The organism is Nocardiopsis sp. LDBS0036 (assembly GCF_041228755.1).
In the GTDB taxonomy this organism is placed as follows: domain Bacteria; phylum Actinomycetota; class Actinomycetes; order Streptosporangiales; family Streptosporangiaceae; genus Nocardiopsis; species Nocardiopsis dassonvillei.
The window spans coordinates 1,302,532-1,328,459 of sequence record NZ_CP141103.1 but is presented as its reverse complement, the minus strand read 5'-3'; the positions used below and the strand labels follow the sequence as shown (position 1 = coordinate 1,328,459).

Here is a 25,928-nt window from a genome sequence, read left to right as displayed (position 1 = left end):
CGCGGCCCGGATGGCGGGCCGCGCCCACCGCGGCCCTCAATGTCCCCGGTCGATCCACTCCTGGAGGTGGGGCGCCTCGGCGCCGATCGTCGTGGACGGGCCGTGCCCGGTGTTGACCACCGTGTCCTCCGGCAGGCTGAACAGCCGGTCGCGGATGGACTCCACGATCGTCGGGAAGTCCGAGTAGGACCGTCCCGTCGCCCCCGGGCCGCCCTGGAACAGGGTGTCGCCGCTGAACAGCACGCCCAGGTCGGGTGCGTACAGGCACACCGCGCCCGGGGCGTGGCCCGGGGTGTGCAGGACGGTCAGCCTGGTCCCGGCGATGGTGATGTCCTGCCCCTGGGACAGCTCCGCGTCGGGCGCGCGGTCCGGGTGGGTCATGTCCCACAGCACCCGGTCGGCCGGGTGCAACAGGATGGGCGCGCCCGTGGCCTCGGCCAGCGCCGGGGCCGCGTTGACGTGGTCGTTGTGCGCGTGCGTGCACACCACCGCCACGAGTTCGCGGTCGCCCACCGCGCCCAGGATCGCGCCCGCGTCGTGCGCGGCGTCGATGACCAGGGCCTGGTCGCGGTCGCCCACGATCCAGACGTTGTTCTCGACCTCCCACTCCCCGCCGTCCAGGGCGAAGACCCCCGAGGTGGTCAGGTGTTCCACGCGCGCGCCGCTCACAGGACCACCACCGAGCGCAGGACGTCGCCGCGTTCCATCCGGGCGAAGGCCTCCTCGACCTCGCCGAGTCCGATCTCCTCGGTGACGAAGCCGTCCAGGTCCAGGCGTCCCTGGAGGTAGAGGTCGATGAGCACCGGGAAGTCGCGCGAGGGCAGGCAGTCGCCGTACCAGGAGGACTTCAGCGCCCCGCCGCGGCCGAACACGTCCAGCAGCGGCAGGTCCAGGCGCATCTCCGGGGTGGGCACGCCCACCAGCACGACCGTGCCCGCCAGGTCGCGCGCGTAGAAGGCCTGCTCGTAGGTCCTGGGGGTGCCCACGGCGTCGATCACCACGTCGGCGCCGAAACCGCCGGTCAGGTCGCGGATGGTCTCGACCGGGTCGGTGAAGGAGGCGTTGACGGTGTGGGTGGCGCCGAACCCGCGCGCCCATTCGAGCTTGCGGTCCTCCAGGTCCACGGCGATGATCCGTCCGGCCCCGGCCAACCGCGCGCCCGCGACGGCCGCGCTGCCCACGCCGCCGCAGCCGATGACGGCCACCGAGTCCCCGATGCCCACGCCGCCGGTGTTGATGGCGGCGCCGATCCCGGCCATGACCCCGCAGCCCAGCAGACCGGCCGCGGCGGGCGAGGCCTGCGGGTCCACCTTGGTGCACTGCCCCGCGGCGACCAGGGTCTTCTCCGCGAACGCGCCGATGCCCAGGGCGGGGGAGAGTTCGGTGCCGTCCTCCAGCGTCATCCGCTGCTCGGCGTTGTGCGTGTCGAAGCAGTACTGGTGCCGTCCCCGGCGGCAGGCACGGCAGTCCCCGCACACCGCGCGCCAGTTCAGGATCACGTGGTCACCCGGCGCGACGGTGGTCACGCCCTCGCCCACGGACTCCACCATGCCCGCGGCCTCGTGCCCGAGCAGGAAGGGGAACTCGTCGTTGACGCCGCCCTCGCGGTAGTGCAGGTCGGTGTGGCACACCCCGCACGCCTGCACCCTGACCACGGCCTCGCCGGGGCCCGGATCGGGCACGACGACCGTGGTGATCTCCACCGGCGCCCCCTTGGACCGGCAGACCACCCCTTGTACCCGCTGAGACATCTTCGCTTACCCCCACACGTGGCCGGAGGCGGCGCGGGTACGCGCCGCTTCCGGCACCATTCCCCACCCGCGTCACACCTATCCCGGTCGCGGGGCCTCCTCCTGCCCCGGACGCCCTCCCACCGGTTCCCCGGGGTGCGGCCGGGGAGCGCCGGTCACGCCCCCGAGCCCGGGCGGACGATCATGAGCACGACGACGGACGCCCACACCAGGTTGTAGATCCCGGTGATCATCGACAGCGTGCGCAGCGCGCGGGGGTCGCCGGGCTCGCGGAGCGCCTCGCGCTGGCGGGGGTAGATCAGCGCGGCCAGCATCAGGCCCGCCAGGGCCGTGAGCAGCATCGAGACGATGACCCAGATCTCGCCCATCCGGCCCTGGAGCAGGGCCAGGGCGATCCCGACGGCGGGGACGACGATCCCGGCGACGGCGTAACCGCGGGTGGTGCGGTGCAGCAGGGCGGCCACGGCGGCGTCGCGTTCACCCGGGTCGCGCCCGTCGGGGGAGCGGGCGCCCGGGGGCGTGCCCGCGGCCCCCGCGTCGGCGGCGCCGACGGTGGCGGGCACGGCGACGGGGGCGAACCGCGGGAAGAGGCTGGCCGCGACGGTCGATCCGCCGACGAACACGATGGCGGCGAGCACGTGGACCGAGAGCAGCAGGTGTTCCATGAGATGTCCTTCTTCCTTCAGGCTGCCTGAAGCATACCCCTGGCTTCAGGCAGCCTGAAGGAGGGGTCGGTGCACGACCCCGGAGGTGATCCGGGAAACGGGAGAGGCGGTGGATCGCCGGTCTCAGGAGCCGCCCGGGGCGCCGAAGGCCTCCCGCGCGGCCTCGCCCACCCGCCGCCGCACGGGGTCGGCGTCCGGCCCGAACATCGCGGTGTCCACCGAGGCCACCGCCTGCCTGGCCGCGTCGAGCAGGCGGGCGCCCTCGTCGGTGATCTCGATCGCCGAGGCGGCCCCGGCCCGCGACGTGTGGTCGCGCACCAGGCCCGCGGCGACCAGCGACTTCACCGAGCCGTGCACGCTCTGGACCGTGATCCCCGACATCCGCGCCAGATCGCTGAACGAGGCGCCCGGAACCCCGGAGATGTGGCCGAGCAGCCCGAGCCGGGCGACCGTCAGGTCCAGGGGCGCGAGCGCGGCGTTCAGTTCGGTCTCGATACCGCGCGCCAGGGTCAGCAGGATGATCGAGGGACTGGTCACGGGCGGTCCGGGGCGGCTGTTCTCGGTGCTCACACCCCCAGTCTCCCCCACCGCGCGGGGCGGATCCGCCCCGCGCGGCACCGCCCCGGCGGGCGGGTCAGCGGGTGAAGTCGTCGGGGCCCCGGGCGGGACCGTGGTAGAACAGGCGGTCCGGCTCGTCCTCGGGCACGGTCGGGTAGGTCGGGCCGTTCCCGGCGGGCGCGCGGCGGGCGACCGTTCCCAGGACCGGTGCCAGCATGGCGTCGGCGACCGCGTCGCGCAGCTCCGGGAGCAGCGCGTACAGCACGTCGCCGGGGCAGGCGGTGGCGTTGAAGTCGCGGTGGCCCAGGATCGCGCTGTGCGGATCGAGCCGGTAGGCCCCGCACAGCCACGCCAGGGTGGCCACCAGCGCGTCGGTCAGGGCCCCGGTCGGGCTCACGCTCGTGTAGAGGCCCTCGTTCTCGATGCCGATACAGGTGCTGTTGTTGTTGGCCACGTGCGCGCCCACGACGTGGCTGCCCTCGCGGATGGCGGCGAAGCTGCGGTCGCGGCCCTCCATGACGTGGCCGCCGCGGCTGATGGTGAGCTGCTGGCCGGTGTCCAGCCAGCCGTTGGAGTCCATGTGGTAGTTCTGGATCGCCCTGGACAGGGCGTAGGCGTGGCTGAGCGAGTAGTCGGTGCTGTTGGCCGTCGCGGTGTGGTGGACCACGATGTAGCTGGGCGCGGTGGTCAGGATCTGGACCCGGCCCGCGGGCGAGCGCGCTCCCCAGTCGGCCCGGGTGTGCAGGGGCGGTTCGGCCACCCCCGCGGAGGCGCTCGCGCCGCCCGCGGTGAACGCCCCGCCGAGAACGGCGGCGCCGGAGGCCAACGCGGCCCCGCGCAGGACGGTGCGTCTGTCCGGACCTGACCGGTGGGTTCTGGTCATGGGTGATCCTCCGGCTCGTGTCATGACTTGCCAGTCCATAAGAGAACACGGACCACCCACGGTGCACAAAGTGTGACGCGGTGAATTTTCATGGCCGTGACCGGCCAGAACGCCACTCTTTGACCCCATGGGTAGAAGTAGGTCGTCGGTGTACAAGACGGCGGAGAAACGATAGAGCGGGAATGCGCGTTTTCCCCTGTTCCATCCCCGCCTCTTTGCGCGTCCTTTCCGTTGTCCTCGACAGGTCTTTTCCGGACCGCGGCGCCCGGGCCCGGCGCCGGTTCCCGCCGTGCGGTGTCCTCCCAAGGACCGCCGACGCCCTTGGCTGCGCCGCTGTCCGGTCCCGGGCGTTTGCTGTACAGTTCCTGACTACTCAGGCGACCCGTGCCCCCGGGCTCCTTCTCCCCCCACCCCGAGAACCAACGGAAGAAGAGGACCCATGACGAGTACGACCGCCGAGAGGACCGGGCGCCCCGGGACGGTGGAGGCGGCCTTCCTGCTCCTGCTCGCCCTGATCGCCGTCGACCTGGTGCTGTGGGTGCTGAACGTGTTCGTCGTCGCCCCCACCGGGCTGGACAGTATGCGCGCGGCCGCGGGCGAGGAGGGGGGCCTGCGCCAGGCCGCCGTGTCCGGCGCCGCCACGCTGCTGTTCGCGGCGGTGGGCGTCCTCCTCGCCGTCCTGGTGCGCCGGGGCCGCAACTGGGCGCGCCTCCTGATCGCCGCCGCCGCTGCCCTCGTCGTGCTCATGGACCTGGCCACCGCGAACATGGACGCCATCGTGTGGCCGCCGGCCGGGATGTCGGCCTACGACGTCCTCGGCTACGCCGTTCCGGGACTGCTGGGGCTTTCCGCCCTCGTGCTGCTGTTCCTGCCCGCGTCCAACGCCTACTTCTCGCGCGGGGCGCGAGCCGAGTAGGCGCTGCGGCGGACGCCCCCGGCGTCAGCCGTGGCCCGGGCCGTGCGGGACGACCATGGACAGCACCCCGGGCAGGCCCGCCCAGTCACTGGTCACCGTGGTGGCCCCGGCCCGCGCGAGTTCGCGCACGCGGGCGGCGGCCTCCTCCGGGGAGGGGGTGCGCGCGTCGATCGCGGGGGACACCGCGTGGGCGTCGGTCATCACCAGGAGGTAGTCGTTCTCGCCGTACCAGGAGGTGTCGATGCCCCCGGTGTAGGTCGGGGCGCTGCCGTCGAAGACGACGAACCACGGCCGCAGCTCCTCGGCGTAGCGCTCGCGCGGGTCGCCGCCGCGGGCTCCGAGCACCGCCGGGAAGGTGGCCGCCTCGTCCAGGCGGCCCCCGGCGGCCAGGTCGCGCAGGCGCGACGCCTGCTCCTCGTCGGTCCACAGGTCGTCGAAGGGGTTGCCCTGCTCGAAGGTGCCCGGGGTCAGGTAGACGACGACCCTCCCGGCCAGAGCGCCGCGCGAGGGCCAGCCGTCGGCGCGCACCGCCTCGTCCAGGGTGGCGTGGGCGCCCGCCAGCAGGTCGTCCGGCCGGAACAGGGCATCGCCCAGGACCTGGTCGGCGAGCGCGTCGAACTCGGCGGGGCCCAGACCCGCCTCGGCGTGGTAGCCCTTCTTCATCTCGACCTTGAGCAGCAGCGGCGGGTGGCCGGGGTTGGCCTCGTGCCAGGTGCGCACGTCGCGCAGGCAGTCGGCGAGGTCGCCGTCGCCGCCCCGGCGCAGTTCGTCGGGGCTGGTGGCCCCGGCGCAGTTGTTGTGCTGGCCGACCAGTTCGTGGTTGACCCGCCAGGTGCCGAACCACTCGTCGGTCCACACGTCCAGTTCCAGGAGCCCGGCACCGGAGTCGAGGGCGTCGGCGAAGTGGGGGAAGGTCGCCGTCTCGTAGGCGTTGTGCACGCCCACGGAGGTGGTCCGGGAGAGGGCCTGCTCGGCAGCGGAGGCGGGGGAGGGGGCGCTGGTCAGGGCGAGGGCGAGCGCGGCGCAGGTCAGCGCGGCGGTGCGGGCGGAGGGCATGGGGGTCCTTCGGCGCTGGGGGTCACTGACTGGTGGTCAATCAACCACAGGTCACCGCTCGTGCGCAAAGGGTCATGCTCCGGAAGGTGGCGCGGGGCCCAACGGAGGATGAAGTCCCGTCGGGCCCCGCGAAGTCCGGGCGTTCAGGCCACGGGCTCGGGCGCGCGGTCCCGCTCCTCGGCGCGGGGGGCCAGACGCCCGGTGCGGTGCAGCCACCAGTCCGCGGCCAGGGTGCCCAGGGGAGGCACGGAGGCGGCCAGGGCCACCAGGGTCGCCCACAGGTTCCAGCGCAGGTGCAGGGCGGCGGCCAGGGTGACCACCACGTAGAGCACGAAGGCGCCCCCGTGCAGGGGGCCGAAGAGGTGCACGCCCGCCTCGCTGCCGCTGCCCAGGTACTTCACGTACATGCCGCCCAGGAGGCCGATCCAGGTCAGGGCCTCGATGATCGCCACCACGCGGAAGACGATCGCTGTGACACGGGGACTGATGCTCACGCTGTTCCTCGGACTCGCTCGGTTCTGGACAGGAGGGGGAGGTTCCCGGCACCCGCCGGGCCCGGACCGCTCCCAGGCTAGGACACGTTTTCGAGTGGCCGGATCCGGGGCGGGCGGTGCGAGAGCACACGTTCGGGAGTTCCGCGCGCACCGGTGACGGGCCTCTCCGGCCCGGCCCGTGGCGGTGGGCACAGGCCGGAGGCGACGGAGGACCCGGGGGCGCGCCCCCGGGTCCTCAGCGGGCCCCCGCGGTCGTGCGACCGACCGCGGGGGCCCGACCCCGGCCCCTTCGGCGGGGCTCCTTCGACCGGGCTCTCCCGGCCGAGTCCCCTCAGCCGGGTCGCACCGAGCCCGGCGCCGTCAGCCCAGGGCCTCCACCACGACCTCGGCGGCCCCGGCGATCAGCGCGTTGTCGTACTCGGCGTCCTCCTCGTCGCGGCTGGACATGACGGCGAGGACGATGGGGTCGCCCTCCGGGGGCCAGATGACGGCGATGTCGTTGCGCGTGCCGTAGTTCCCGCTCCCCGTCTTGTCGCCGACCTCCCAGCCCTCGGGCACCCCGGCGCGGATCAGCTCGTCCCCGGTCAGGTTGTCGACGAGCATCCGCGTGAGCACCTCGCGCCGGTCCTCGGGCAGGGCGTCGCCGAGGACGAACTCGCGCAGGCTCCCGGCCATGGCGCGCGGCGTGCTCGTGTCCCGGGTGTCACCGGGCGCCCACCGGCTCAGGCCGGGTTCGACGCGGTCGGCCTCGATCACGTCGTCGCCCATCTCCTCCATCGCCCCCTCGAACCCGTCGGGTCCGCCGAGTTCGTCGAAGAGCAGGTTGGCGGCGGTGTTGTCGCTGTAGCGGACGGCGGCGTCGGCCACCTCCATGAGGGGCAACCCGGTGTCGACGTGCTGTTCGGTGACCGGTGAGTGGCCGAACACGTCGTCGGCGTCGTAGGTGACGACCTCCTCCATCTCCTCGGGCGTGTTCCGCTGGAGCACCAGCGCCGCGCTGAAGGCCTTGTGGGTGGAGCAGTAGGCGAACCGCTCGTCGGGGCGGTGCGCGACCTCCTCGCCGCTGCCCGTGTCCACCGCGTAGACGCCCAGCCGCGCGTCGAACTCCTCCTCCAGGTCCGCGAACTCGTCGGCGAACCCGGCGGAGAGGTCGGCCGGGGCCGACCGCCCGGCCGAGCCCTCGGCGGAGGGCCCGGCCGAGGGCTCCGTCCCCGGAGCCGGTCCGGAACCGTCCGCCCCGCAGGCGGCGGCGGGAACGAGGGTGACCGCGGCCAGGGCCGCGAGTCCGGTGCGCCGTAGGGGTGAAAGCAACATCTTCCCTGCTCCTTCTGTCCTGGGGACGTCCGGTCTCCGTGCCCGGTCGGCACGGAGCGCCGTCAGCCCAGCTCCTCCGCGACGATCTCGGCGGCCCGGGCGATCAGCGCGTCGTCGTACTCGGCGTCCTCCGCCTCGCGGCTGGACATGACGGCGAGGACGATGGGGTCGCCCTCCGGGGGCCAGATGACGGCGATGTCGTTGCGCGTGCCGTGGCTTCCGGCGCCCGTCTTGTCGCCGACCCTCCAGTCCTCGGGCACCCCGGCGCGGATCAGCGCGTCGCCGGTGGTGTTGTTGACGAGCAGGTCGTTGAGCACCTCGCGCCGGTCCTCGGGCAGGGCGTCGCCGAGGGTGAACTCGCGCAGGTTCCCCGCCATGGCGCGGGGCGTGCTCGTGTCGCTGGTGTCCCCGGGGGTCCAGTCGTTCAGTTCGGTCTCGATCCGCTCCGGGTCGGTGACGTCGTCGCCGATCGCCTCCAGTTCGTCCTCGAACGCGTCCGGTCCGCCCAGCTCCTCGAAGAGCAGGTTGGCGGCGGTGTTGTCGCTGTAGCGGACGGCGGCGTCGGCCACCTCCATCAGCGTCATGCCCGTGTCCACGTGCTGCTCGGTGACCGGCGAGTAGTCGACCAGGTCCTCCTCGGTGAAGGTGACGACCTCCTCCATCTCCTCGGGCGTGTTCTGCTGGAGCACCAGCGCCGCGGTCAGGGCCTTGTGCGTCGAGGCGTAGGCGAACCGCTCGTCGGGCCGGTGCTCGACCTCCTCGCCGCTGCCGGTGTCCACCGCGTAGACGCCCAGCCGCGCGTCGAACTCCTCCTCCAACCGCTCGAACTCCCGGGCGGGACCGCCGGAGGCCGCCGGAGAGGCCGACTGCTCCGCCTCGGGGGTCGCGGCGCCGTTGGCCGCCGCGCAGCCGGTGGCGGGGACGAGGACGACCGCGGCCAGGGCCGCGAGTCCGGTGCGCCGGTGGGATGAGAACACCATGTGTGCCTGCTCTTCCTGTCCTGGGTGTGCGCGGGTCTTCGTCCGGGGCCGAAGGCGGCCCGGACACGGAAGACCCCCGGTCAGCCGTGCGGGAACCCGCACGCGCCGCCCTGTCGGGCGGCCTCGACCAGCAGTCTGACCGCTGGCAATGATGCTGTCCAAGACAGAAACGACCATTTCCATGCCAGAACGGCATACCATGAGGGCCATGGACCTCGTCGGCGCCTGCAAGGCGTTCGTGAACGTGAGCGAGAGGGGCAGCTTCACCCTCGGAGCCGCCGCCGCGCGCATTCCCCAGCCGGTCGCCAGCAGGCGCATCGCCGCCTTGGAGAGACACCTGGGCGCCCGCCTGTTCGACCGCTCCACCCGCCGGGCCACCCTCACCCAGTTCGGCCGCGACATGCTGCCCTCGGCCAGGCGCCTGGTCCGGCTGGCCGAGGAGATGGAGCACGACGCCGAGAGGGCGGCGCTGCGTCCGCTGCGCCTGGCCGTGCCCGACACCTGCGCCACGCGCGACCTCGCCCTCCTGGGCGCCGAGGCCCGCGAGGAGGGCATCCACCTGGACTTCCGCTCCGCCGCGCCCGCGGCGCGGACCGAGCTGCTGGGCGCCCGCGAGGTGCGCGCCGCCCTGGCGGGGGTGCCGCCCGGCGAGGCCGCGTGGACGGTCCCGCTGGGGCTGGCGGGCGCCGGGGAGCCGCGCGCCGGGGCCGTCTACCTGGAGACCCTGCGCCTGCCCCGCGACCGCTCGTCCTCGCGCGGCCGCCGCGTCTGGCTCCAGCCCGAGGACGACGTCCCCCACGTGCGCGACCCCCTCAACCGCCTGCGCGACGCCGTGGGCCTGCGGCCCGGCCAGGTGGTCCTCGCCGCCTCCCTGGCCTCCGCCGCCGCCGAGGTCCTGGTTTCGGAGGACCTCCTGCTCTGCTCGCCCCGCCAGGCAGAGGACCTGGGGCTGTACTGGCGCCCCACGGGCGAGGTCCGCCTCGCCCGCGGCTACGAGGTGGCCGCCGAGACCGGGGACGAGGCGGAGCGGCTGCGCGCCCTCCTGGGACGGGCGATCGCCCGGTGCCTCGGCGCCCCGGCGGGGGAGAGCCGAGGCGAGCCGTCCGGGCGCGAACCGCTCGGACGCCCCGACCCCGGACAGGAGCCCGCGTGAGCGCCACCGCCCTGGTCCGCGACCTGCGCCGCGAACTCGACGAGGGGGGACTGCGGGGCTCCTTCCTCGTACGTGACCTGCGTACGGGCGAGGAACTGGGCATCGAACCCGACCTGGAGTTCTCGACGGCCTCGCTGGTCAAGGTCCCGCTCGCCGTCGCCACGCTCGAACGGATCCGCGCGGGGGAGATCGACGGCGCTGAGCAGGTCCTCGTGCAGCCGGGCCGGATCACCACCCCGGGGCCCACCGGGGTGAGCCGGTTCCGCCACCCGGCCCGCGTCAGCGTCGAGGACCTGCTCTACCTCAGCATGTGCCTGAGCGACAACGCCGCCACCGACGCCCTGTTCGAGATCACCCCTCCCGAGCGGGTCGCCGCGTCGCTGCGCGCGGCCGGGCTGCGCGGCATCACCGTCCGGCACACGATGCGCGGCCTCAGCGACACCCCCGCCGACCGGCTCGGCCCCGAGGGCGCGCACCTGGCGCACTCGCTGGCCATCGGCGAGGGCACCGCCGGACGGGGGCACCGCATCGAGCAGCTCGACGTCACCCGGGCCAGCTCCGGGGCGGCCCGGGCCTTCGCCGACCTGCTGGAGGCGCTGTGGCGGCCCCGGGCGATCGACCCGGACGTGGCCGCCCGGGTGCGGGAGCTGATGGGCGACAACCTGCTGCGCCACCGGCTGGCCCCCGACTTCACCTCCGACCTCTCCCGGTGGTCGTCCAAGACCGGAACCCTGCTCAACCTGCGCCACGAGATCGGTGTGGTCGAGCACGCCGACGGCCAGGCCTTCGCCGTCGCGGTGCTCACCGAGTCGCGCGTGCCCGCCTACCACCAGCCGGGGGCGGAGGCGCTCATGGCGCGCGTGGCGCGGGAGCTGCGCGACCACCTGCGGGCGGGCGTCCGCTGACCGACGAGGGCGCACCCCTTCACCGTGATCCTCTACCCGTAGCCGAAGCCGGTGCCCGAACCCCGCTGTAAGGCGCAGGCCAGGGCCCTCAGGTCACACCGGCGACGCGTGCGGCCCGACCATGGGGGCGGGCCTCAGCCCCGGGCGGCGAGCCCGAGGGCCGGGGCGAGCCGGGCCAGCACCGGCAGGATGTCGCCGTCCTCGGCCAGCGGCTGCACCGCGACGTGGTCCGCGCCCGCCTCCAGGTGCGCGCGCAGCTCCGCCGCCGCCGACTCCGGCGCGCCCTGCGCGACCATGGCGTCCACCAGCGCGTCGCTGCCGCCGTCGGCGAAGTCCTCGTCGGAGAAGCCCAGGCGCCGGAAGTTGGCGAGGTAGTTGGTCAGCCGGTTGTCGACGTAGACGCTGAGCCCCCTCCTGGCGGTGCGCCGGGTCCGCTCGCGGTCCTCTCCCAGGGCCACCTTGTGCTCGGGAGCCAGCAGCGGGCCCTGGCCCAGAGCCTCGCGCGCGCCGCGGGTGAACTCGGGGTTGACCAGGTAGGGGTGGGCTCCGGCGGAGCGCTCGGCGGACAGGCCGAGCATCCGCGGCCCCAGGGCGGCGACCACGCGCCGGTCCGCGGGCACGCCGCCGCGGTCGAGGGCGTCCAGGTAGTCCACCACCGCGCCGAAGGGCCTGACCGCCTCGGGGCCGTTGGCCTCGCGGTGGCCCGCGCCGATGCCGAGCAGGAACCGGCCGGGGTGCTCGGACTCGATCCGGCGGAAGGAGTCGGCCAGCGCCTCCGCGTCCGCGGTCCAGATGTTGACGATGCCCGTCGCGACCGCGATCCGCGACGTCGCGGCCAGCGCCGTGGACACCTCCTCCAGATCTGCGCCGGGGGAGCCGCCGACCCAGACGGCTCCGTAGCCCAGCCGTTCGATCTCGGCGGCCGCGTCGGCGGTCAGGTCGGTCCTCGTCACCCACACTCCGTAGGTCCCCAGGTCGACGGCGGTGGCGTTCAGGCTCATGTCGGGCCTTTCTTGACGGTGGTGTCGGCGTGCCGCCCCCTGCGGCCCGCCGGACGGACACGGGGGGACCTACCCACCTCCCGCCCCGAACGAGCGCCTCAGGGCGGGGGGAGGAGAGCCGTCCGGGCCGTCGTGCCCCGTTCTCCGCGGAGCACCGGGCGCGTCTCCCCGGGACGTGCTCCGTGACGCCCGCCCGGTGCGGGGCCGAGGACCCGGCCGCCGGGACGGACCACGGCGCCCGCGCGGCGCGGGGATTCCGGTCACAGCGGGTGCAGGCGTTCGGCCGCGCCCGCGCGCACGGCCTCCGAGACCCGGTCCAGGACCGGGGAGCGCAGGTTCCACCGCTGCCAGTACAGGCGCACGTCCACGGGGCGGTCCGGGGCCAGGGCCACGAGCCGCCCCGAGGCGATGTGCTCCGAGCACTGCGGTTCGGGCACCACGCCCCACCCGAACCCGAGCAGGACGGCCCGGGCGAAGTCCTCCGAGGCCGGGACGTAGTGCCGGGGGCCGCAGGGCTCACCGCCGGGGGACTCGCGCAGGAACCGGTCCTGGAGGTCGTCTCGGCGGTCGAAGTTGACCACCGGCGCCCGGGCGAGCAGCTCCGGGTCCGCCCGGCCGCCGAGGTGCTCCCGGTCGAAGCCCGGGCTGCACACCGCGTGGTAGCGCATCGCGCCCAGCCCCGCCACGGTGCACCCCTGGACCGCCTCGGGGGTGGAGGTCACGGCGGCCATCACCGCCCCCGAACGCAGCAGGGAGGTGGTGTGCTCCTCGTCCTCGCGGTGGATCTCGAACACCGCGCCCAGGTCGGCGGGCGGGTCCGCCAGCGCCTCCAGGAACCAGGTGGCCAGGCTGTCGGCGTTGACGGCCAGCGGCACCGACACCCGGCCCCGCTCGCGCTCGCCCAGCCGCAGCTCCGCGGAGGCGTCCTCGTCCAGCAGCAGCACCTGGCGGGCGTAGCGCAGCACCACGTCCCCGGCGGCGGTGGTCCGCACGGGGTTCGTGCGCTGGACCAGCACACGGCCCGCGGTCTGCTCCATCGCCCGGACCCGCTGGGACACCGCCGAGGCGGTCACGTGCAGCCGCCGCGCGGCGGCATCGAAGGTGCCCTCGTCCACCAGGGTCGTCAGGGTGCGCAGATGGTCGAACTGGAACGGCATCTTAAGCCTCCCTCATGGATCCTAAGAAAGTTTAGCTTTACTGCACACGGGTGCCTGACCTAGCGTTCCGGGGTGAACGAGACACTTCTCCCCGCCATGCTCGGCCTCGGTACCGGGCTGGCGCTCATCGTGGCCATCGGCGCCCAGAACGCCCACGTCCTGCGGATCGGCATCGAGGGCCGCACCGGCACCGTCCTGCCGGTGGTGCTGGTCTGCGCCCTGTCCGACGCGGTGCTGATCACGGCCGGGGTCCTCGGCGTCGGTGTCGTCGTCGAGGCCGCGCCCCTCGCCGTCGCCGCGGTCCGCCTGCTGGGCGCGGGCTTCCTGGTCGTCTACGGCCTGTCCGCCGCGCGCCGCGTCCTGCGCCCCGGCTCCCTCGTGGTCGGCGGCGGTTCCTCCGTCGGGCGCGGGGCCGCGGTGACCACGGCGCTGGTGCTCACCTGGCTCAACCCGCACGTGTACCTGGACACGGTGGTGTTCCTGGGCTCCCTGGCCAACCAGCAGGACGGCGACGCACGTTGGTGGTGGACGGCGGGCGCGGTCACGGGCAGCCTCGTGTGGTTCTTCGGGCTGGGCTTCGGCGCCCGTCTGCTGCGCCCGGTCTTCGCCCGCCCGGGCGCCTGGCGGGTCCTGGACGCGCTCATCGCCGCCGTCATGCTCACCCTGGGCGTGCGCATGGCACTCGGCGCCTGAGTCGCCGCCCCTTCGCCGGGCCGGCCGTACCCCGGCGGAGCCCGGTGGCCCGCGCGTGCGCTGGGACCATGGGGTCGTCGTCCACGTAGACCACGCGCGCGGACCGACGTCCTCGGCGGACAGCCGGTCCGGGGCCGGGTGGCGCCCCGCCCGTCCCCGCAGGGCCCCTCCGGGAAGCCCCGCAGGCGTCGTTCGGGGCGGCGTGGTGAGGGCCTCCCTCTGGGATCGTGTACGCCCCGGCCATAAAACGTTTCAAGTAAGGAAGGGTCGTCTGGCCAGTCGAGAGATAGGGTGAACCTTGACACATGAGAAGAGCTGGCGGTAGTTTCAGCCCAGCCTGAGTGAAACGATTCAATGGGCCTTCTCGCCGGTCGTACCGGCGGGCGCGCCCTCCCCGAACGGAGCCCCACCGTGGCAGCACTCCCCGAACGCGGCGCGGACGCCCTGGCCGTCCTGCGACGCCAGCACATCGAACTCCCCTCCTGGGCCTTCGGGAACTCCGGTACCCGGTTCAAGGTGTTCGCGCAGCCCGGCGTCCCCCGTGACCCCTGGGAGAAGGTCGCCGACTCCGCCGAGGTCCACCGCCTCACCGGGGTCGCCCCCACGGTCGCCCTGCACATCCCCTGGGACCGGGTCGACGACTACGCCGCGCTCGCCGCCCACGCGCGCGACCTGGGCATCGGCGTCGGCACCATCAACGCCAACGTCTTCCAGGACGACGACTACCGGCTCGGCAGCGTCACCAACCCCGACCCGGGCGTGCGCCGCAAGGCGATCGACCACCTGCTGGAGTGCGTGGACGTCATGGACGCCACCGGCTCGCGCGACCTCAAGCTGTGGTTCGCCGACGGCACCAACTACCCCGGCCAGGACGACCTGCGCGCCCGCCAGGACCGCCTCGCTGAGGCCCTGTCCGAGGTCTACGACCGGCTCGGCCCCGACCAGCGCCTGCTGCTGGAGTACAAGCTCTTCGAGCCCGCCTTCTACGCCACCGACGTCCCCGACTGGGGCACCGCCTACGCCCACTGCCTGGAGCTGGGGGAGAAGGCCGTGGTCTGCGTGGACACCGGCCACCACGCCGCGCACACCAACATCGAGTTCATCGTCGCGTTCCTGCTGCGCGCCGGGAAGCTCGGCGCCTTCGACTTCAACTCGCGCTTCTACGCCGACGACGACCTCATGGTCGGCGCCGCCGACCCCTTCCAGCTCTTCCGCATCATGTACGAGGTCGTACGCGGCGGCGGCCTGGCCGCCGACACCGGGGTCGCGTTCATGCTCGACCAGTGCCACAACATCGAACCCAAGATCGCCGGTCAGATCCGCTCGGTCATGAACGTGCAGGAGGCCACCGCCAAGGCCCTGCTCGTGGACGCCGACGCGCTCGCCGCCGCCCAGCGCGAGGGCGACGTCCTGGCCGCCAACGCCGCCCTGATGGACGCCTACAACACCGACGTGCGGCCCCTGCTCGCCGACCTGCGCCGGGACCAGGGCCTGGACCCCGACCCCATGGCCGCGCACGCCCGCTCCGGCTACGCCGAGCGCGTCGCCGAGGAGCGCAGGGGCGGCGCCCAGGCCGGGTGGGGCGCGTGAACCGGCCGCCGTCCACGCCAGAGCACAGCAGCACCGAACAGGGAGACCCCGTGTCCGACGTCGTCGAACAGCTCCTCGCCCGTAGCAACACCCTCGGCGCCGACCCGCGCAACACCAACTTCGCCGGGGGCAACACCTCCGCCGCGGGCACCCGCACCGACCCCGTCACCGGACAGGACGTCGACCTGCTCTGGGTCAAGGGCTCCGGCGGCGACCTGGGCACCCTCACCGAGGACGGCCTGGCCGTGCTGCGCCTGGACCGCCTGCGCGCCCTCGTGGACGTCTACCCCGGCGAGGACCGCGAGGACGAGATGGTCGCCGCCTTCGACCACTGCCTGTTCGGCAGGGGCGGCGCCGCGCCCTCCATCGACACCGCCATGCACGGCCTGCTGCGCGCCGCGCACGTGGACCACCTGCACCCCGACTCCGGCATCGCCCTGGCCACCGCCGCGGACGGCGAACGCCTGACCCGCGAGTGCTTCGGCGACCGCGTGGTGTGGGTGCCCTGGCGCCGTCCCGGGTTCCAGCTCGGCCTGGACATCGCCCGTATCGCCGAGGAGAACCCCGACGCCATCGGCGCGATCCTGGGCGGCCACGGCATCACCGCCTGGGCCGAGACCAGCGAGCAGTGCCAGGCCAACTCCCTGGAGATCATCCGCACCGCCGAGGGGTTCTTGGAGGAGAACGGCCGCCCCGAGCCCTTCGGCCCCGTCCTGGAGGGCTACGGCGCCCTGCCCGAGGCCGAGCGCCGCCAGCGCGCCGCCGCCCTGGCCCCGGTCATCCGCGGGCTGGCCTCCACCGACCACCCCCAGGTGGGCCGCTTCACCGACAGCGACGTGGTCCTGGACTTCCTGGCCGGGGCCGAGCACCCCCGCCTGGCCGCGCTGGGGACCTCCTGCCCCGACCACTTCCTGCGCACCAAGGTCCGGCCCCTGGTGCTCGACCTGCCCGCCGACGCCCCGCTGGAGCGGGCCGTGGAGCGCCTGCGCGAACTGCACGGGGAGTACCGGGCCGAGTACCGCGCCTACTACGAGCGCCACGCCGACGCCGACAGCCCCGCCATGCGCGGCGCCGACCCGGCGATCGTGCTGGTCCCCGGGGTGGGCATGTTCTCCTTCGGCAAGGACGCCAAGACCGCGCGCGTGGCGGGCGAATTCTACGTCAACGCGATCAACGTGATGCGCGGCGCCGAGTCCGTCTCCACCTACCGGCCCATCGAGGAGTCGGAGAAGTTCCGCATCGAGTACTGGGCGCTGGAGGAGGCCAAGCTCGCCCGCCTGCCCGAGCCCAAGCCGCTCGCCGCCCGGGTCGCCCTGGTCACGGGCGCGGCCAGCGGTATCGGCAAGGCCATCGCCGCCCGCCTGGCGCGCGAGGGCGCCTGCGTGGTCGTGGCCGACCTGGACGCCGACAGGGCGGCCGCCGCCGCGGCCGAACTGGGCGGCTCCGACACGGCCGTGGGCGTGGCCTGCGACGTCAGCGACGCGGACGCGGTGGCCCGCGCCTTCGCCGCGGCGGCCCTGGCCTTCGGCGGCGTGGACCTGGTGGTCAACAACGCCGGGCTGTCCATCTCCAAACCGCTGCTGGAGACCACCGAGCGCGACTGGGACCTTCAGCACGACGTCATGGCCAAGGGGTCCTTCCTGGTCTCGCGCGAGGCGGCCAGGACGATGACCGCCCAGGGCATGGGCGGCGACATCGTCTACATCGCCTCCAAGAACGCCGTGTTCGCCGGTCCCAACAACGTCGCCTACTCCGCGGTCAAGGCCGACCAGGCCCACCAGGTGCGGCTGCTGGCCGCCGAACTGGGCGGCGAGGGAATCCGGGTCAACGGCGTCAACCCCGACGGGGTGGTGCGCGGCTCGGGCATCTTCGCCGGGGGCTGGGGCGCCCAGCGGGCCAAGGTGTACGGGGTCAGGGAGGAGGACCTGGGCGCGTTCTACGCCCAGCGCACCATCCTGGGCCGCGAGGTGCTGCCCGAGCACGTGGCCAACGCGGTGTTCGCGCTGACCGCGGGCGAGCTGTCGCACACCACCGGCCTGCACATCCCCGTGGACAGCGGCGTCGCCGCGGCCTTCCTGCGATGAGCGCCGCCGGAGGGGGCGCCGTCCACGCCGCCGTCGACCTGGGCGCCTCCAGCGGCCGGGTCATCGCCGGGCGGGTCGAGGACGGGCGGCTGCGCACCGAGGAGGTCGCCCGCTTCCCCAACGGGCCGGTCACCGTGCCCGCGGGAAGCCGCGCCGGCCTGCACTGGGACGTGCTGTCCCTGTACGCGGGCGTGGTCGAGGGGCTTCGCCGGGCCGCCGGACCCCACGGCCTGGCCTCGGTCGGCGTGGACTCCTGGGCGGTGGACTACGGGCTGCTCGACGCCGACGGCGCCCTGCTCGGCAACCCCGTGCACTACCGCGACGGGCGCACCGACGGGGTGCCCGAGCGGGTGTTCGCGCACCTGCCCGCCGAGCGGATGTACGCGGTCAACGGGTTGCAGGTGCAGCCGTTCAACACGGTGTTCCAGCTCGCAGCCGCCTCCGGCGGCGCCCAGCTGGCCGCGGCCCGCGATCTGCTGCTCGTGCCCGACCTACTCGGGTACTGGCTGACGGGCGAGCGGGTCGCGGAGCTGACCAACGCCTCCACCACCGGCCTGGTCGACGTGCGCGAACGCCGCTGGGCCGACGCCTGCCTGGACCTGCTGGAGACGGGCTTCGGGGTCGCGGCGCGGGACCTGCTGCCCGGTCTGGTCGAACCCGGAACCGTCGTCGGCGCCCTCCGGCGCGGCCCGGAACCCGGTGCGGGCCTCGGCGCGGCGGCGGGCGCGCCGCTGGTGGCGGTGGGCTCGCACGACACCGCCTCCGCGGTGGTGGCCGTGCCCGCGGCCACGCGCCGCTTCGCCTACGTCTCCTCGGGGACGTGGTCGCTGGTGGGCGTGGAGCTGGACGCCCCGGTGCGCACCGAGGCCAGCCGGGCGGCCAACTTCACCAACGAGCTGGGCGTGGACGGCACGGTGCGCTACCTGCGCAACGTCGCCGGACTATGGCTGCTCCAGGAGTCGCTGCGCACCTGGCGGGAGCGGGGGCGGGAGGTGGACCTGGCCGACCTGCTGGCGCGGACCGCCCGCGTGCCCGCGCTGTCGTGCGTGGTGGACGTGGACGACCCCCGGTTCCTGCCGCCGGGGGACATGCCCGCGCGGATCGCCGCGTTCGCCGCCGAGACCGGGCAGCGCCCGCCGGAGGGCGACGCCGAGGTGGCGCGGTGCGTGGTGGACTCCCTGGCGCTGGCCTACCGCCGGGCGGTGCGCCAGGCCGCCGAGTTGAGCGGGACGGACGTGGAGGTGGTCCACGTGGTCGGCGGGGGCTCGCGCAACGCGCTGCTGTGCCAGCTCACCGCGGACGCGGTCGGGCTGGAGGTGGTCGCCGGACCCGCCGAGGGGGCGGCGGTCGGCAACCTGCTGGTGCAGGCCCGCGCGGTCGGGGCGGTGGAGGGCGGCCTGGCCGACCTGCGCCGGATCGTGGCCGACTCCACCGAGGTCGGACGGTACCGCCCGAGCGGGCCGCGGACCCCGTGGGAGGCCGCCGAGCGTCTGCTCCACGGCTGAGACCGGGCCCGCCGCCAAGGTCGGAGGGGCCGCCGTGTGGGCGACCGGGCGCCGGGCTGTGCGGCCAGAGCCGGGGAAGCCCGCACAGGACGACGGGGTCGGTGCTCGCGTGCGAGCACCGACCCCGTCCGGTCAGCTGTCAGGTGAGGGAGGCCTTCGCGGCGGCGCGGCGCGGTCGGCCCGTTCGCGCGGGGCTGCCGTTCCAGGCGCGGCGCCCGCGAGTCGGCGTGACCGTGAGGCCCCGCCCGGCCGGTTCGGTCTCCCGCCTCGGCTCCGGTGCCCGGCTGGCGGGGGTCTCCGTCACGTTCACGGCCCGCACGGGCGCGGGGGAGGGCTGGGGGCTCCGCCGCAGGGCCGTGAGTGCCCTGCGCGCCGCACCCCTGCGGACCCCCAGTCCGCTTCTGGACCCCATCGGGACCAGGGTGTCCACGACCACCGCTACCGTGACCGCAACCGCTACGAAAATCGCCAGCGTCATGTTCCCCCGCTCCCCTTTTCCCCGGACGGCCGTGGCCGTTGATCGCTCACTCCGGCCGCTGCGCCCTCCGCACCGACGACCCGATGTCTCTGCAAGGTGCCCGTGTGATCACCGCTGAAACCCCAGGGAAGACAGTGCATCGTGTGCCGTGCGGTCGAGGACGACTCTAGGTGCGGCCTACGACGCTTTCCGGGCCGCCGTCCGGACCGCGCTCACCGGCTCCGAAGCCGACGGGGCCCGTTCCTGCGCCTCCTCCGCGATCCGGGACCCGCACGGGAACCGGTACCGCCTTCCCCGGCACGTGTCAGGTCCGCGACCGGTTACGGACAGTACGGTGTGCGAACAGGTGCCGGGACAAAGGGGTGGCGCCGCCGCCCGTGAACGTGCTCGATCCAGGACGAAACGGTCCTGTGGCCGGGAAGACATCACCCAGGCGGGGCAGGCAGCGGCGGAAAGAGGCACATGGACGCGGTGGAGGCGTACGCGCGGAACCGCGCCGAACTCGTGCGGCTTCAGCGGCTCCAGAGGACAGGCGGGACTGGTGCTCTCCGCGAGCACCGGTCCCACGCGTTCCGGGTCATGCCGAAGCGGGCTCCGTGGCGGAGCGGTGCGGCCAGCGCGGCCCGGAGGGATCGCCGAGCCGGGCCGTGTGCTCACCCGAAGCCGTCACGGTGAGTCCGTACTCCGTCAGATCCGGGCAGCCCCGCGCCGTCCAGTGGTCGTGCGCCGCGATGACCTCCTCACCCGCCGGCCGCGGGCCGCCCTGTTCCCACCCGGCCGTCCGCGTACGGCCGCGCCCACGACGGGGAGTCCAGCGCCGAGAGCCACACGCACGGTTCGGCTTCGCACCGCACCGCGCGCATGCCGATCCGGATCCCGGGCACCATGAGCGCCAACTGCGGACCGGCCCCGCCCGTGACCACCTCGCGCGCGTCCCCGCCGCGGTTCCACGCGCGCTCGGCCGTGCCGTGCGGGTCGTGCGGAGCGCCGTACCGGGCGCGCTGGTCGCGCGACGTCATGAAGCCGGCGTCGCCCGCGAAGCGCCCCTGCGCGCAACCCTCCTCCGACACCACGAGCCGGGCCATGGCGCCCCCGGGAAGGCCGGCCGTCGGCGCCCGGGGCGTGACGACCACGCCTCCGGACCGGGGCTGCCCGGTCCACGCGCGGGGGACCTCGACCACGGCCCAGGTGGCGATGACCGCGTCGTAGGGCGCATCCTCCGCGTATCCGGCGGCGCCACCGGTCCCGTTGCACGGCGGGCAGTCGATGACCTCCTCGTCGGACCAGGGGCCGCTGCCGTCGCCTCCGGCGATGACCCTGCCCGTTCCGTTGCAAGGGGAGCGGTCCGCCATTCTCAGCCTCTTTCGGGGAAGGGCGAGGAGCACGGGGGGCCGGGCGGGAACGGTCTTCCGAAGCGCTGTCCCGGAGCTTCCAGCGCGGCCACGAACGCCTCCAGCGTCGGCTCGATGACGGTGGGAGCCGTCAGGCCGGAGGGCGACCTGTCGGTGGCCACCCACAGGTCGCCGTTGTGGTGGATGGCGTAGCGGTCGCCGTAGTACCTGCGCAGGGCGAGGAGCGCGGCTTCGGCGTGATCGACCGGGGGTTCGCCGGGTGGGGGAGGACTCTGCACGGGAGTGTCCGATCTGCGTCGGGGACTGATCGAACGCTACAGAGAGTGCCCTACGGGAACCCAGCAGGTTGCACGAAGTTGCACGGAAACTAGTCGAGCGCACCGATCGCCGAGGTGATCAGCGCTCGGGCCTTGTGTCCGTAGACGGCGAGCCTCTGGAGGCGGCCGAACGCCCTCGTGTACGTCGCCACCTCGGCCGGGGCCTCGATGGTGAGTTCCGCGGTGGTGAGTTCGACCCGGACGAGGCTGTCGTCGTAGACGGTGAACGCTTCGAGCGGCAGCACGAGACGCCGTGTGGAGAAGGGGATGACTCCCACGGAGACATTGGGCAGGGACATGACGGACAGCACATGTCCGAGCTGTCCGGCCATCACTTCGGGAGTTCCCATGCGATACCGCAGAACGGACTCCTCGAGCAGCATCGAGAACCGGTGACCACCCCGCCTGAGGATGCGTGAGCGGTCCATCCGGGCGTCCACTGCCGCGTCGATGTCCTCGTCGTCACCGTCGAGATCGGTGATGGCGGTGAAGAGCGCGGTGGTGTAACCGGGGGTCTGGAGGAATCCGGGGATCACGTTGGGGGTGTAGATCCGAAAGAGCCCGGTCTGCTCGTACAGCGGAACATAGGACTCCTGGAGGTGCCGGAGCCCGGCGCGCTGCTTGCGCCTCCACTCCACGTACAGCGACTCGGCGTTCCGTGACGCGGAGACCAGGTCCTCCGCCTGCTCGTCCGCTCCACAGGCCCTGCACCAGGCCCTGACGTCGGCGTCGGAGGGCGGTGTCTTCGCGTTCTCGATGCGCGAGGACTTCGACTTGTGCCAACCAGTCCGGGAAGCCAGTTCGGCCCCCGTCAGCCCGGCGTCCAGGCGGATTTCTCTCAACCGTGAGGCGACGGCCTCGCGGGCCGCTCGGGCACTGGACTTGGAAGAGGAGCGCACGAACTGGTATCCGGTGTTCTAGGGGTCAGACGCGGAAGTCGGCGTGGGGGACGGCGCGTTCCCAGACGGCCTCGAAGGCCGAGGAGCACAGCTTGGCCAACTCCGGGTCTTCGGTGACTTCCTGCTCAAGCCACCGCCCGTCTCCCGTGAAGTGGTTGACATGGACGATGCGTCCGTCGAAGAGCCAGAAGTCGTTGCCGGGGAACGCTATGTCGGTCGCCTGGCGGCGTGGGAGCCAGCGTACGTGTTCTCCCGCGATGATGTTTCCCTGGGTGCCCGCGTGCTCGAAACGGATGTAGTCCGTCACCGGCATCGAGACCACCCGCGCCCGACGCACGGTGACGCCTCGTGCCGTGGCGTCGGCGACCGCCTGGTAGAAGGGGGCCCACCAGGACTCGCGGTCGTTCCAGTCGCCGCGGTGCCCGACGCGCTTCCACTCCTCGAAGCCCGCGACCTCGTCGGCCACACCGTAGACGTCGCGCAGTTCCAGGTGGATCGCGGACTCCTGGCAGGAGTCGAGCAGGTCATCGAAGGTGGGCGCGTTCCGCGTCATCGCAGGCCTCCCTCAGGATCGTGACCATACGGGCGGGAACACGCACGACCGCTTCGTGGTCGGGGACGGTGCCGACTTCCCGGCACTCGGTCAGGGTTTCTTCGCTGGCCTTCCATCCCTGGATGACCAGGTCGGCTGTGACCTCATCGACGAAGACCGTCGGTGAGCCCTTCGTGTCTGATTCCGGGTCCTTGCCGAAATAGCGCAGTGCCATGGATGCTTTCCTCTCGGGCTGGTTGCATCCGGTTGCGCGAACATCCCGTGCCATCACCATACGTGTCAAGTTCGTTACCGGTTACGGACAGTGCGGTGCGCGAAGGGGTGTCGCAAGAAAGCGGTGGCACCGCCGCCCGCGAACGTGCTCGATCCAGGGCGAACCGGGCCCGCGGTCGGGGACATGACTCCCATGCGGGGACAGTCAGCGGCGGAAAGAGGCGCATGGACGCGGTGGAGGCGTACGCGCCGAACGGAGCGGCGCCGAGACCCCGTAGACGCCGCTGGCGGGCGCCGGTGCCGCGCCTCAGCCCTTGCGGGCCAGGCCGCAGTACTCGGGGATGTCGCGCGCCCTTCCGACCTCGACCGGCTCGGGCCGCCACCGGGTGACGCAGACGACCCCGGGTTCGACCAGCGCCAACCCGTCGAAGAAGCGGGTGAAGTCCTCCACCGTGCGCGTGTGGTAGGGCCGCGCGACGCTCTCCCGCCAGCGCCGGAGCGCCGCCAGCGCGCGCTCGTCGGTGACGGCCTCCACGTGGGCGAGGACGCCGTCGCACACGGCCAGGAAACTGCCCGGCGCCAGCGCGTCCGTGTAGGCGCGCACGATGCCCAGGGCCTCCTCCAGGTCGCCGAAGTGGCCCATCGTCCCCAGCAGGGACAGCGCGACCGGGCGGTCCAGGTCGAGGGTCGCGCTGGCGCTCTCCAGCACCCGGTCGGTGTCGCGCAGGTCCGCCCCCACGTACCGGGCCCGCTTCTGGTCGGTGCCCACCAGCAGGGCGCGCGCGTGCGCCAGGACCATGGGGTCGTCGTCCACGTAGACCACGCGCGCGTCCGGGGCGTGCGCCCGCGCCACCTCGTGGGTGTTGCCGGCGGCGGGCAGTCCGGCGCCGAGGTCGAGGAACTGGCGGACGCCCTCCTCCCGGGCCAGGTGGCCCACCGCGCGGCGCAGGAAGAGCCGGTCCCCCCGGACGGCCTCGACGACCTGGGGCGCCAGCCCCGCGACGGCGTCGCCCATCTCGCGGTCCACCGGGTAGTTGTCCCTGCCGCCGAGCCAGTAGTCCCGCACCCGCGCGGTGTGCGCGACGCCGGTGTCGATGGGGATGTCCGTCATGGTGGCCTCTCGGGTGGGGCGGGCCGCGACAAGCGGTACGCGCAGTCTCATGCGTCCCATGACCCGCCCGCAACCCGAAAAATCCCGTCATGAAGGGCGTCGCGCTCCATCCGACCCCTCCGCGGTGCCGCCGCTGCCGGTGACGTCGGTGTCGATCTCGGCACCGGCCACGGCGCGGCGCAGGCGGTTGAGGCGCTGGTGGGCCGCGACCGATCCGGTGCGGTCGCGGGCGGCCAGCTCCATGGTGAGGGCGTGGGCCACCAGCCAGCTCGCGAGGTTCTCGCTCGCGGCGCCCGAGGTGGAGGGCGGGGTGGTCAGGACCGCCTCGACCCGTTCGCGGACGGCCTCGCCCACGGCCTCGGTGACCACGACGACGGGCGCCCCGACCTCGGCCGCGTGGTCCAGGAGGGCGTCGATCTCCCGGAAGAGCCGCAGCGGCGCGAAGACCACCACGGCGTCGTCGCCGCCGATGCCCAGCAGGTCGTCGGCGAGCCGGAACCCGGTCGCCTCCAGGACGGTGCACCGGCGGCCCATCCGGCCCAGTTCGACCGCGAAGTAGCGGGCGGTCGCCGAGGCCGGTCCGATGCCGTAGGCGACGGTGCGCCCGGCCGCCTCGACCAGGCGGACCGCGGTGTCGAAGGCCCCGGCGTCGAGGACCTCGGGCAGCCCCCGCAGCAGGTCGACGCTGTCGGCGAGGACCTGGTCGAACACGCGCGTGCCGCTGAGGCGCTCCAATCGCTGGTCCAGGACCAGGGCGGGGTCGCGCCGGGTGGTGAGCATGTCCATGACCGCGCGCTTGAGTTCGCGCAGGCCGCCGTAGCCCAGCGACCGGGCCGTGCGCACGACGGTGGCGTCGCTGGTGCCCGTGCGGGAGGCCAGTTCGGCGGCCGACGCGGTCACGGCCTCCGAGGGGCGGTCGAGCAGGAAGTCGGTGACCGCGCGCTCGCGGGGGGAGAGCGAGTCGAGCCGGGCGCCCACCCGCTCGCGGAACCCGCCGCCCTCCTCTGGTGAAGTTTTCATTTCGTCATTGACCTAACCATGTAGTTAAAACTACGCTCCCGTGAGACCGACCACACAGTGAGGGAGTGGCCGATGACTTACCAGTTTGTGATTATCGGGGGCGGAGTGCACGGCTGCGCCACCGCGTGGCAGCTCGCCGAGGCCGGGGCGGACGTCCTGCTCCTGGAGGCCCGCGAGGTGGCCTCGGGGGCCTCGGGCGGCTTCGGCCGCCGGGGCGTGCGCGCCAACCGGCGCGACCTGCGCGAACTGCCGCTGATGCGGGCCGCCTACCGTATCTGGCCCACGCTCGACCGGCGCCTGGGCGCGGCCACGGGCTACCAGCGCACGGGTGGGATGTTCCTCATCGAGCAGGAGACCACCGGTACCAGGGGCGGGCTGGTCGCCGCGCACACCCACGCGGCGGTGCAGCGGCGCCTGGGCGTGCCCACCGAGGTGCTCGACCGCGACGGCGTCCTGGCACGGGAACCCGGTGTCTCGGAGTCCGTGCGGGCGGCGCTGTACTGCCCCCTCGACGGCACCGCCGACCACACCGCCACGACCAGGGCGTTCGCCGACGCGGCGCGCGGGCGCGGCGCCGTGATCGCCGAGCACAGCCCGGTCACCGCCGTCGAGCGCTCCGGGGACCGCGTCACCGCCGTGCGCACCGCGCGCGGGGAGCGCCACGAGGTGGGGGAGGCGCTGCTGGTGCTCAACAACGCCGGGGCCGCCGACCTGCTGCGCACGCAGTTCGACGTGGAGCTGCCGGTGTGGCGGATCCTGCCGCAGGCGCTGCGGCTGACCCCCCGTTCCACCCCGCCCCTGACCCACCTCGTCGGCCACGACCACCGCTCGCTGTCGCTGAAGCCGCTGCCCGACGGCGCCGTCATGGTGAGCGGCGGGTGGCGCGGCCGCTGGGACGCCGACAGCGGCCGGGGCCGGACCGTGGAGGAGAACGTGCGCGGCAACATGCGGGCCGCCGCGGAGGTCTACGCCGACCTCGACGACGCCGAACTCGACCTGGCCGACGCCTCCCGGCCGGAGTCGTGCAGCGCCGACGAGATCCCCGTCATCGACCGGATCCCCGGGACCGCCAACGCTCTGGTCGGCACCGGCTGGACCGGGCACGGCTTCGCCATCGCACCGGCGGTGGCCGAGTCGCTCGCGTTCTGGGCGCGCACCGGCGCGCGCCCCGACAACCTCGCCCCCTTCTCGTTCGCGAGGTTCTAACCCAGGCGCGGGACCGGGGGCCGCGCGCGACCCCGGTCCGGCCCGCCCACGCGGCCGCCGACCCCACCCCCGAT

Annotated in this window: 26 protein-coding genes; 8 read left to right on the top strand and 18 right to left on the bottom strand. The window is 73.7% G+C overall.

Annotated features, from left to right (window positions below; translation table 11 throughout):
* Window positions 1-36: 36 nt before the first annotated feature.
* The 5 genes from UIS43_RS05620 to UIS43_RS05600 form a co-directional block, all read right to left on the bottom strand.
* Window positions 37-669, bottom strand: a complete 633-nt coding sequence (locus tag UIS43_RS05620) for an MBL fold metallo-hydrolase (protein WP_013153425.1) — start codon at window positions 667-669, stop codon at window positions 37-39.
* Complete coding sequence (locus tag UIS43_RS05615; RefSeq protein WP_013153424.1) at window positions 666-1,751, bottom strand: S-(hydroxymethyl)mycothiol dehydrogenase; 1,086 nt, start codon at window positions 1,749-1,751, stop codon at window positions 666-668. Before UIS43_RS05615 ends, UIS43_RS05620 begins: the two co-directional genes overlap by 4 nt.
* A gap of 155 nt (window positions 1,752-1,906) precedes the next feature.
* The gene (locus UIS43_RS05610) at window positions 1,907-2,416 is read right to left on the bottom strand and encodes a hypothetical protein (RefSeq protein WP_013153423.1); all 510 of its coding nucleotides are present in this window, start codon (window positions 2,414-2,416) and stop codon (window positions 1,907-1,909) included.
* Between the two features lie 123 nt (window positions 2,417-2,539).
* Complete coding sequence (locus tag UIS43_RS05605) at window positions 2,540-2,986, bottom strand: MarR family winged helix-turn-helix transcriptional regulator (protein ID WP_013153422.1); 447 nt, start codon at window positions 2,984-2,986, stop codon at window positions 2,540-2,542.
* A 64-nt stretch (window positions 2,987-3,050) separates the two neighbouring features.
* Entirely contained in the window at window positions 3,051-3,857 is an 807-nt protein-coding gene (locus tag UIS43_RS05600; protein ID WP_071622202.1) for a peptidoglycan recognition family protein, read from the bottom strand.
* A 439-nt stretch (window positions 3,858-4,296) separates the two neighbouring features.
* On the opposite strand from UIS43_RS05600, the gene UIS43_RS05595 reads away from it, so the two are divergent.
* Window positions 4,297-4,773, top strand: a complete 477-nt coding sequence (locus tag UIS43_RS05595; RefSeq protein ID WP_013153420.1) for a hypothetical protein — start codon at window positions 4,297-4,299, stop codon at window positions 4,771-4,773.
* A 24-nt stretch (window positions 4,774-4,797) separates the two neighbouring features.
* Here UIS43_RS05595 and UIS43_RS05590 read toward each other — a convergent pair whose 3' ends face one another.
* The 4 genes from UIS43_RS05590 to bla (UIS43_RS05575) form a co-directional block, all read right to left on the bottom strand.
* Window positions 4,798-5,829 carry a phosphatidylinositol-specific phospholipase C domain-containing protein gene (locus UIS43_RS05590; protein WP_071622200.1) on the bottom strand — a complete coding sequence of 344 codons (1,032 nt, stop codon included), beginning with the start codon at window positions 5,827-5,829 and terminating at the stop codon, window positions 4,798-4,800.
* A 143-nt stretch (window positions 5,830-5,972) separates the two neighbouring features.
* Window positions 5,973-6,323: a DUF3817 domain-containing protein gene (locus tag UIS43_RS05585; protein ID WP_071622199.1), complete on the bottom strand. Its 351-nt coding sequence runs from the start codon at window positions 6,321-6,323 to the stop codon at window positions 5,973-5,975.
* 360 nt (window positions 6,324-6,683) lie between these two features.
* Window positions 6,684-7,637, bottom strand: a complete 954-nt coding sequence (gene bla, locus UIS43_RS05580; protein WP_013153417.1) for a class A beta-lactamase — start codon at window positions 7,635-7,637, stop codon at window positions 6,684-6,686.
* 62 nt (window positions 7,638-7,699) lie between these two features.
* Window positions 7,700-8,617, bottom strand: coding sequence for a class A beta-lactamase (gene bla / locus UIS43_RS05575; RefSeq protein WP_013153416.1), 918 nt, complete (start codon window positions 8,615-8,617; stop codon window positions 7,700-7,702).
* A gap of 208 nt (window positions 8,618-8,825) precedes the next feature.
* On the opposite strand from bla (UIS43_RS05575), the gene UIS43_RS05570 reads away from it, so the two are divergent.
* Entirely contained in the window at window positions 8,826-9,770 is a 945-nt protein-coding gene (locus tag UIS43_RS05570; RefSeq protein ID WP_370012635.1) for a LysR family transcriptional regulator, read from the top strand.
* Window positions 9,767-10,675, top strand: a complete 909-nt coding sequence (locus tag UIS43_RS05565) for a serine hydrolase (protein WP_013153414.1) — start codon at window positions 9,767-9,769, stop codon at window positions 10,673-10,675. The genes UIS43_RS05570 and UIS43_RS05565 overlap by 4 nt, the downstream gene beginning before the upstream one ends.
* A gap of 134 nt (window positions 10,676-10,809) precedes the next feature.
* Here UIS43_RS05565 and UIS43_RS05560 read toward each other — a convergent pair whose 3' ends face one another.
* Together UIS43_RS05560 and UIS43_RS05555 are read right to left on the bottom strand one after the other, a co-directional pair.
* Window positions 10,810-11,676, bottom strand: a complete 867-nt coding sequence (locus UIS43_RS05560) for a TIGR03620 family F420-dependent LLM class oxidoreductase (RefSeq protein ID WP_013153413.1) — start codon at window positions 11,674-11,676, stop codon at window positions 10,810-10,812.
* 260 nt (window positions 11,677-11,936) lie between these two features.
* Window positions 11,937-12,833: a LysR family transcriptional regulator ArgP gene (locus UIS43_RS05555; protein ID WP_013153412.1), complete on the bottom strand. Its 897-nt coding sequence runs from the start codon at window positions 12,831-12,833 to the stop codon at window positions 11,937-11,939.
* A 96-nt stretch (window positions 12,834-12,929) separates the two neighbouring features.
* Between UIS43_RS05555 and UIS43_RS05550 the strand changes: the two genes are divergently transcribed.
* From UIS43_RS05550 to UIS43_RS05535, 4 genes are all read left to right on the top strand, one after another.
* Window positions 12,930-13,526 carry a LysE/ArgO family amino acid transporter gene (locus UIS43_RS05550; RefSeq protein WP_370013230.1) on the top strand — a complete coding sequence of 199 codons (597 nt, stop codon included), beginning with the start codon at window positions 12,930-12,932 and terminating at the stop codon, window positions 13,524-13,526.
* Between the two features lie 411 nt (window positions 13,527-13,937).
* Window positions 13,938-15,116 carry an L-rhamnose isomerase gene (rhaI, locus tag UIS43_RS05545; RefSeq protein WP_013153410.1) on the top strand — a complete coding sequence of 393 codons (1,179 nt, stop codon included), beginning with the start codon at window positions 13,938-13,940 and terminating at the stop codon, window positions 15,114-15,116.
* Complete coding sequence (locus UIS43_RS05540; RefSeq protein WP_358456370.1) at window positions 15,104-17,200, top strand: bifunctional aldolase/short-chain dehydrogenase; 2,097 nt, start codon at window positions 15,104-15,106, stop codon at window positions 17,198-17,200. Before rhaI ends, UIS43_RS05540 begins: the two co-directional genes overlap by 13 nt.
* A complete protein-coding gene (locus tag UIS43_RS05535) occupies window positions 17,197-18,705 on the top strand; it encodes a rhamnulokinase family protein (protein ID WP_013153408.1) in 1,509 nt (502 codons plus the stop codon). The genes UIS43_RS05540 and UIS43_RS05535 overlap by 4 nt, the downstream gene beginning before the upstream one ends.
* Window positions 18,706-19,923: 1,218 nt before the next feature.
* On the opposite strand, the gene UIS43_RS05530 is transcribed toward UIS43_RS05535, so the two are convergent.
* From UIS43_RS05530 to UIS43_RS05500, 7 genes are all read right to left on the bottom strand, one after another.
* Window positions 19,924-20,535 carry a hypothetical protein gene (locus UIS43_RS05530; RefSeq protein WP_358170692.1) on the bottom strand — a complete coding sequence of 204 codons (612 nt, stop codon included), beginning with the start codon at window positions 20,533-20,535 and terminating at the stop codon, window positions 19,924-19,926.
* A gap of 2 nt (window positions 20,536-20,537) precedes the next feature.
* A complete protein-coding gene (locus tag UIS43_RS05525; RefSeq protein ID WP_013153406.1) occupies window positions 20,538-20,813 on the bottom strand; it encodes a hypothetical protein in 276 nt (91 codons plus the stop codon).
* 89 nt (window positions 20,814-20,902) lie between these two features.
* A complete protein-coding gene (locus UIS43_RS05520) occupies window positions 20,903-21,751 on the bottom strand; it encodes a helix-turn-helix domain-containing protein (RefSeq protein WP_370012634.1) in 849 nt (282 codons plus the stop codon).
* Window positions 21,752-21,776: 25 nt separating this feature from the next.
* Window positions 21,777-22,304, bottom strand: a complete 528-nt coding sequence (locus UIS43_RS05515; RefSeq protein WP_358170698.1) for a DUF6879 family protein — start codon at window positions 22,302-22,304, stop codon at window positions 21,777-21,779.
* Window positions 22,276-22,518 carry a hypothetical protein gene (locus UIS43_RS05510; protein ID WP_117199197.1) on the bottom strand — a complete coding sequence of 81 codons (243 nt, stop codon included), beginning with the start codon at window positions 22,516-22,518 and terminating at the stop codon, window positions 22,276-22,278. The genes UIS43_RS05515 and UIS43_RS05510 overlap by 29 nt, the downstream gene beginning before the upstream one ends.
* 306 nt (window positions 22,519-22,824) lie before the next feature.
* Window positions 22,825-23,628, bottom strand: coding sequence for an SAM-dependent methyltransferase (locus tag UIS43_RS05505; RefSeq protein WP_071622195.1), 804 nt, complete (start codon window positions 23,626-23,628; stop codon window positions 22,825-22,827).
* 87 nt (window positions 23,629-23,715) lie between these two features.
* On the bottom strand, window positions 23,716-24,648 hold the full coding sequence (locus tag UIS43_RS05500) for a MurR/RpiR family transcriptional regulator (protein WP_013153401.1): 933 nt from the start codon (window positions 24,646-24,648) through the stop codon (window positions 23,716-23,718).
* Between the two features lie 72 nt (window positions 24,649-24,720).
* On the opposite strand from UIS43_RS05500, the gene UIS43_RS05495 reads away from it, so the two are divergent.
* A complete protein-coding gene (locus UIS43_RS05495; RefSeq protein ID WP_370012633.1) occupies window positions 24,721-25,854 on the top strand; it encodes an NAD(P)/FAD-dependent oxidoreductase in 1,134 nt (377 codons plus the stop codon).
* The last annotated feature ends 74 nt before the right edge of the window (window positions 25,855-25,928 follow it).

Excerpts from the sequence above, each read along its gene's own strand:
- UIS43_RS05590 (WP_071622200.1), bottom strand. The coding sequence starts at position 5,829 with ATGCCCTCCGCCCGCACCGCCGCGCTGACCTGCGCCGCGCTCGCCCTC.
- UIS43_RS05530 (WP_358170692.1), bottom strand. The coding sequence starts at position 20,535 with ATGGCGGACCGCTCCCCTTGCAACGGAACGGGCAGGGTCATCGCCGGA.
- UIS43_RS05500 (WP_013153401.1), bottom strand. The coding sequence starts at position 24,648 with ATGAAAACTTCACCAGAGGAGGGCGGCGGGTTCCGCGAGCGGGTGGGC.
- UIS43_RS05505 (WP_071622195.1), bottom strand. The coding sequence starts at position 23,628 with ATGACGGACATCCCCATCGACACCGGCGTCGCGCACACCGCGCGGGTG.
- UIS43_RS05495 (WP_370012633.1), top strand. The coding sequence starts at position 24,721 with ATGACTTACCAGTTTGTGATTATCGGGGGCGGAGTGCACGGCTGCGCC.
- bla (WP_013153416.1), bottom strand. The coding sequence starts at position 8,617 with ATGGTGTTCTCATCCCACCGGCGCACCGGACTCGCGGCCCTGGCCGCG.
- UIS43_RS05595 (WP_013153420.1), top strand. The coding sequence starts at position 4,297 with ATGACGAGTACGACCGCCGAGAGGACCGGGCGCCCCGGGACGGTGGAG.
- UIS43_RS05600 (WP_071622202.1), bottom strand. The coding sequence starts at position 3,857 with ATGACCAGAACCCACCGGTCAGGTCCGGACAGACGCACCGTCCTGCGC.
- UIS43_RS05560 (WP_013153413.1), bottom strand. The coding sequence starts at position 11,676 with ATGAGCCTGAACGCCACCGCCGTCGACCTGGGGACCTACGGAGTGTGG.
- UIS43_RS05515 (WP_358170698.1), bottom strand. The coding sequence starts at position 22,304 with ATGACGCGGAACGCGCCCACCTTCGATGACCTGCTCGACTCCTGCCAG.
- bla (WP_013153417.1), bottom strand. The coding sequence starts at position 7,637 with ATGTTGCTTTCACCCCTACGGCGCACCGGACTCGCGGCCCTGGCCGCG.
- UIS43_RS05555 (WP_013153412.1), bottom strand. The coding sequence starts at position 12,833 with ATGCCGTTCCAGTTCGACCATCTGCGCACCCTGACGACCCTGGTGGAC.
- UIS43_RS05610 (WP_013153423.1), bottom strand. The coding sequence starts at position 2,416 with ATGGAACACCTGCTGCTCTCGGTCCACGTGCTCGCCGCCATCGTGTTC.
- UIS43_RS05570 (WP_370012635.1), top strand. The coding sequence starts at position 8,826 with ATGGACCTCGTCGGCGCCTGCAAGGCGTTCGTGAACGTGAGCGAGAGG.
- UIS43_RS05550 (WP_370013230.1), top strand. The coding sequence starts at position 12,930 with ATGCTCGGCCTCGGTACCGGGCTGGCGCTCATCGTGGCCATCGGCGCC.
- UIS43_RS05535 (WP_013153408.1), top strand. The coding sequence starts at position 17,197 with ATGAGCGCCGCCGGAGGGGGCGCCGTCCACGCCGCCGTCGACCTGGGC.
- UIS43_RS05510 (WP_117199197.1), bottom strand. The coding sequence starts at position 22,518 with ATGGCACTGCGCTATTTCGGCAAGGACCCGGAATCAGACACGAAGGGC.
- UIS43_RS05615 (WP_013153424.1), bottom strand. The coding sequence starts at position 1,751 with ATGTCTCAGCGGGTACAAGGGGTGGTCTGCCGGTCCAAGGGGGCGCCG.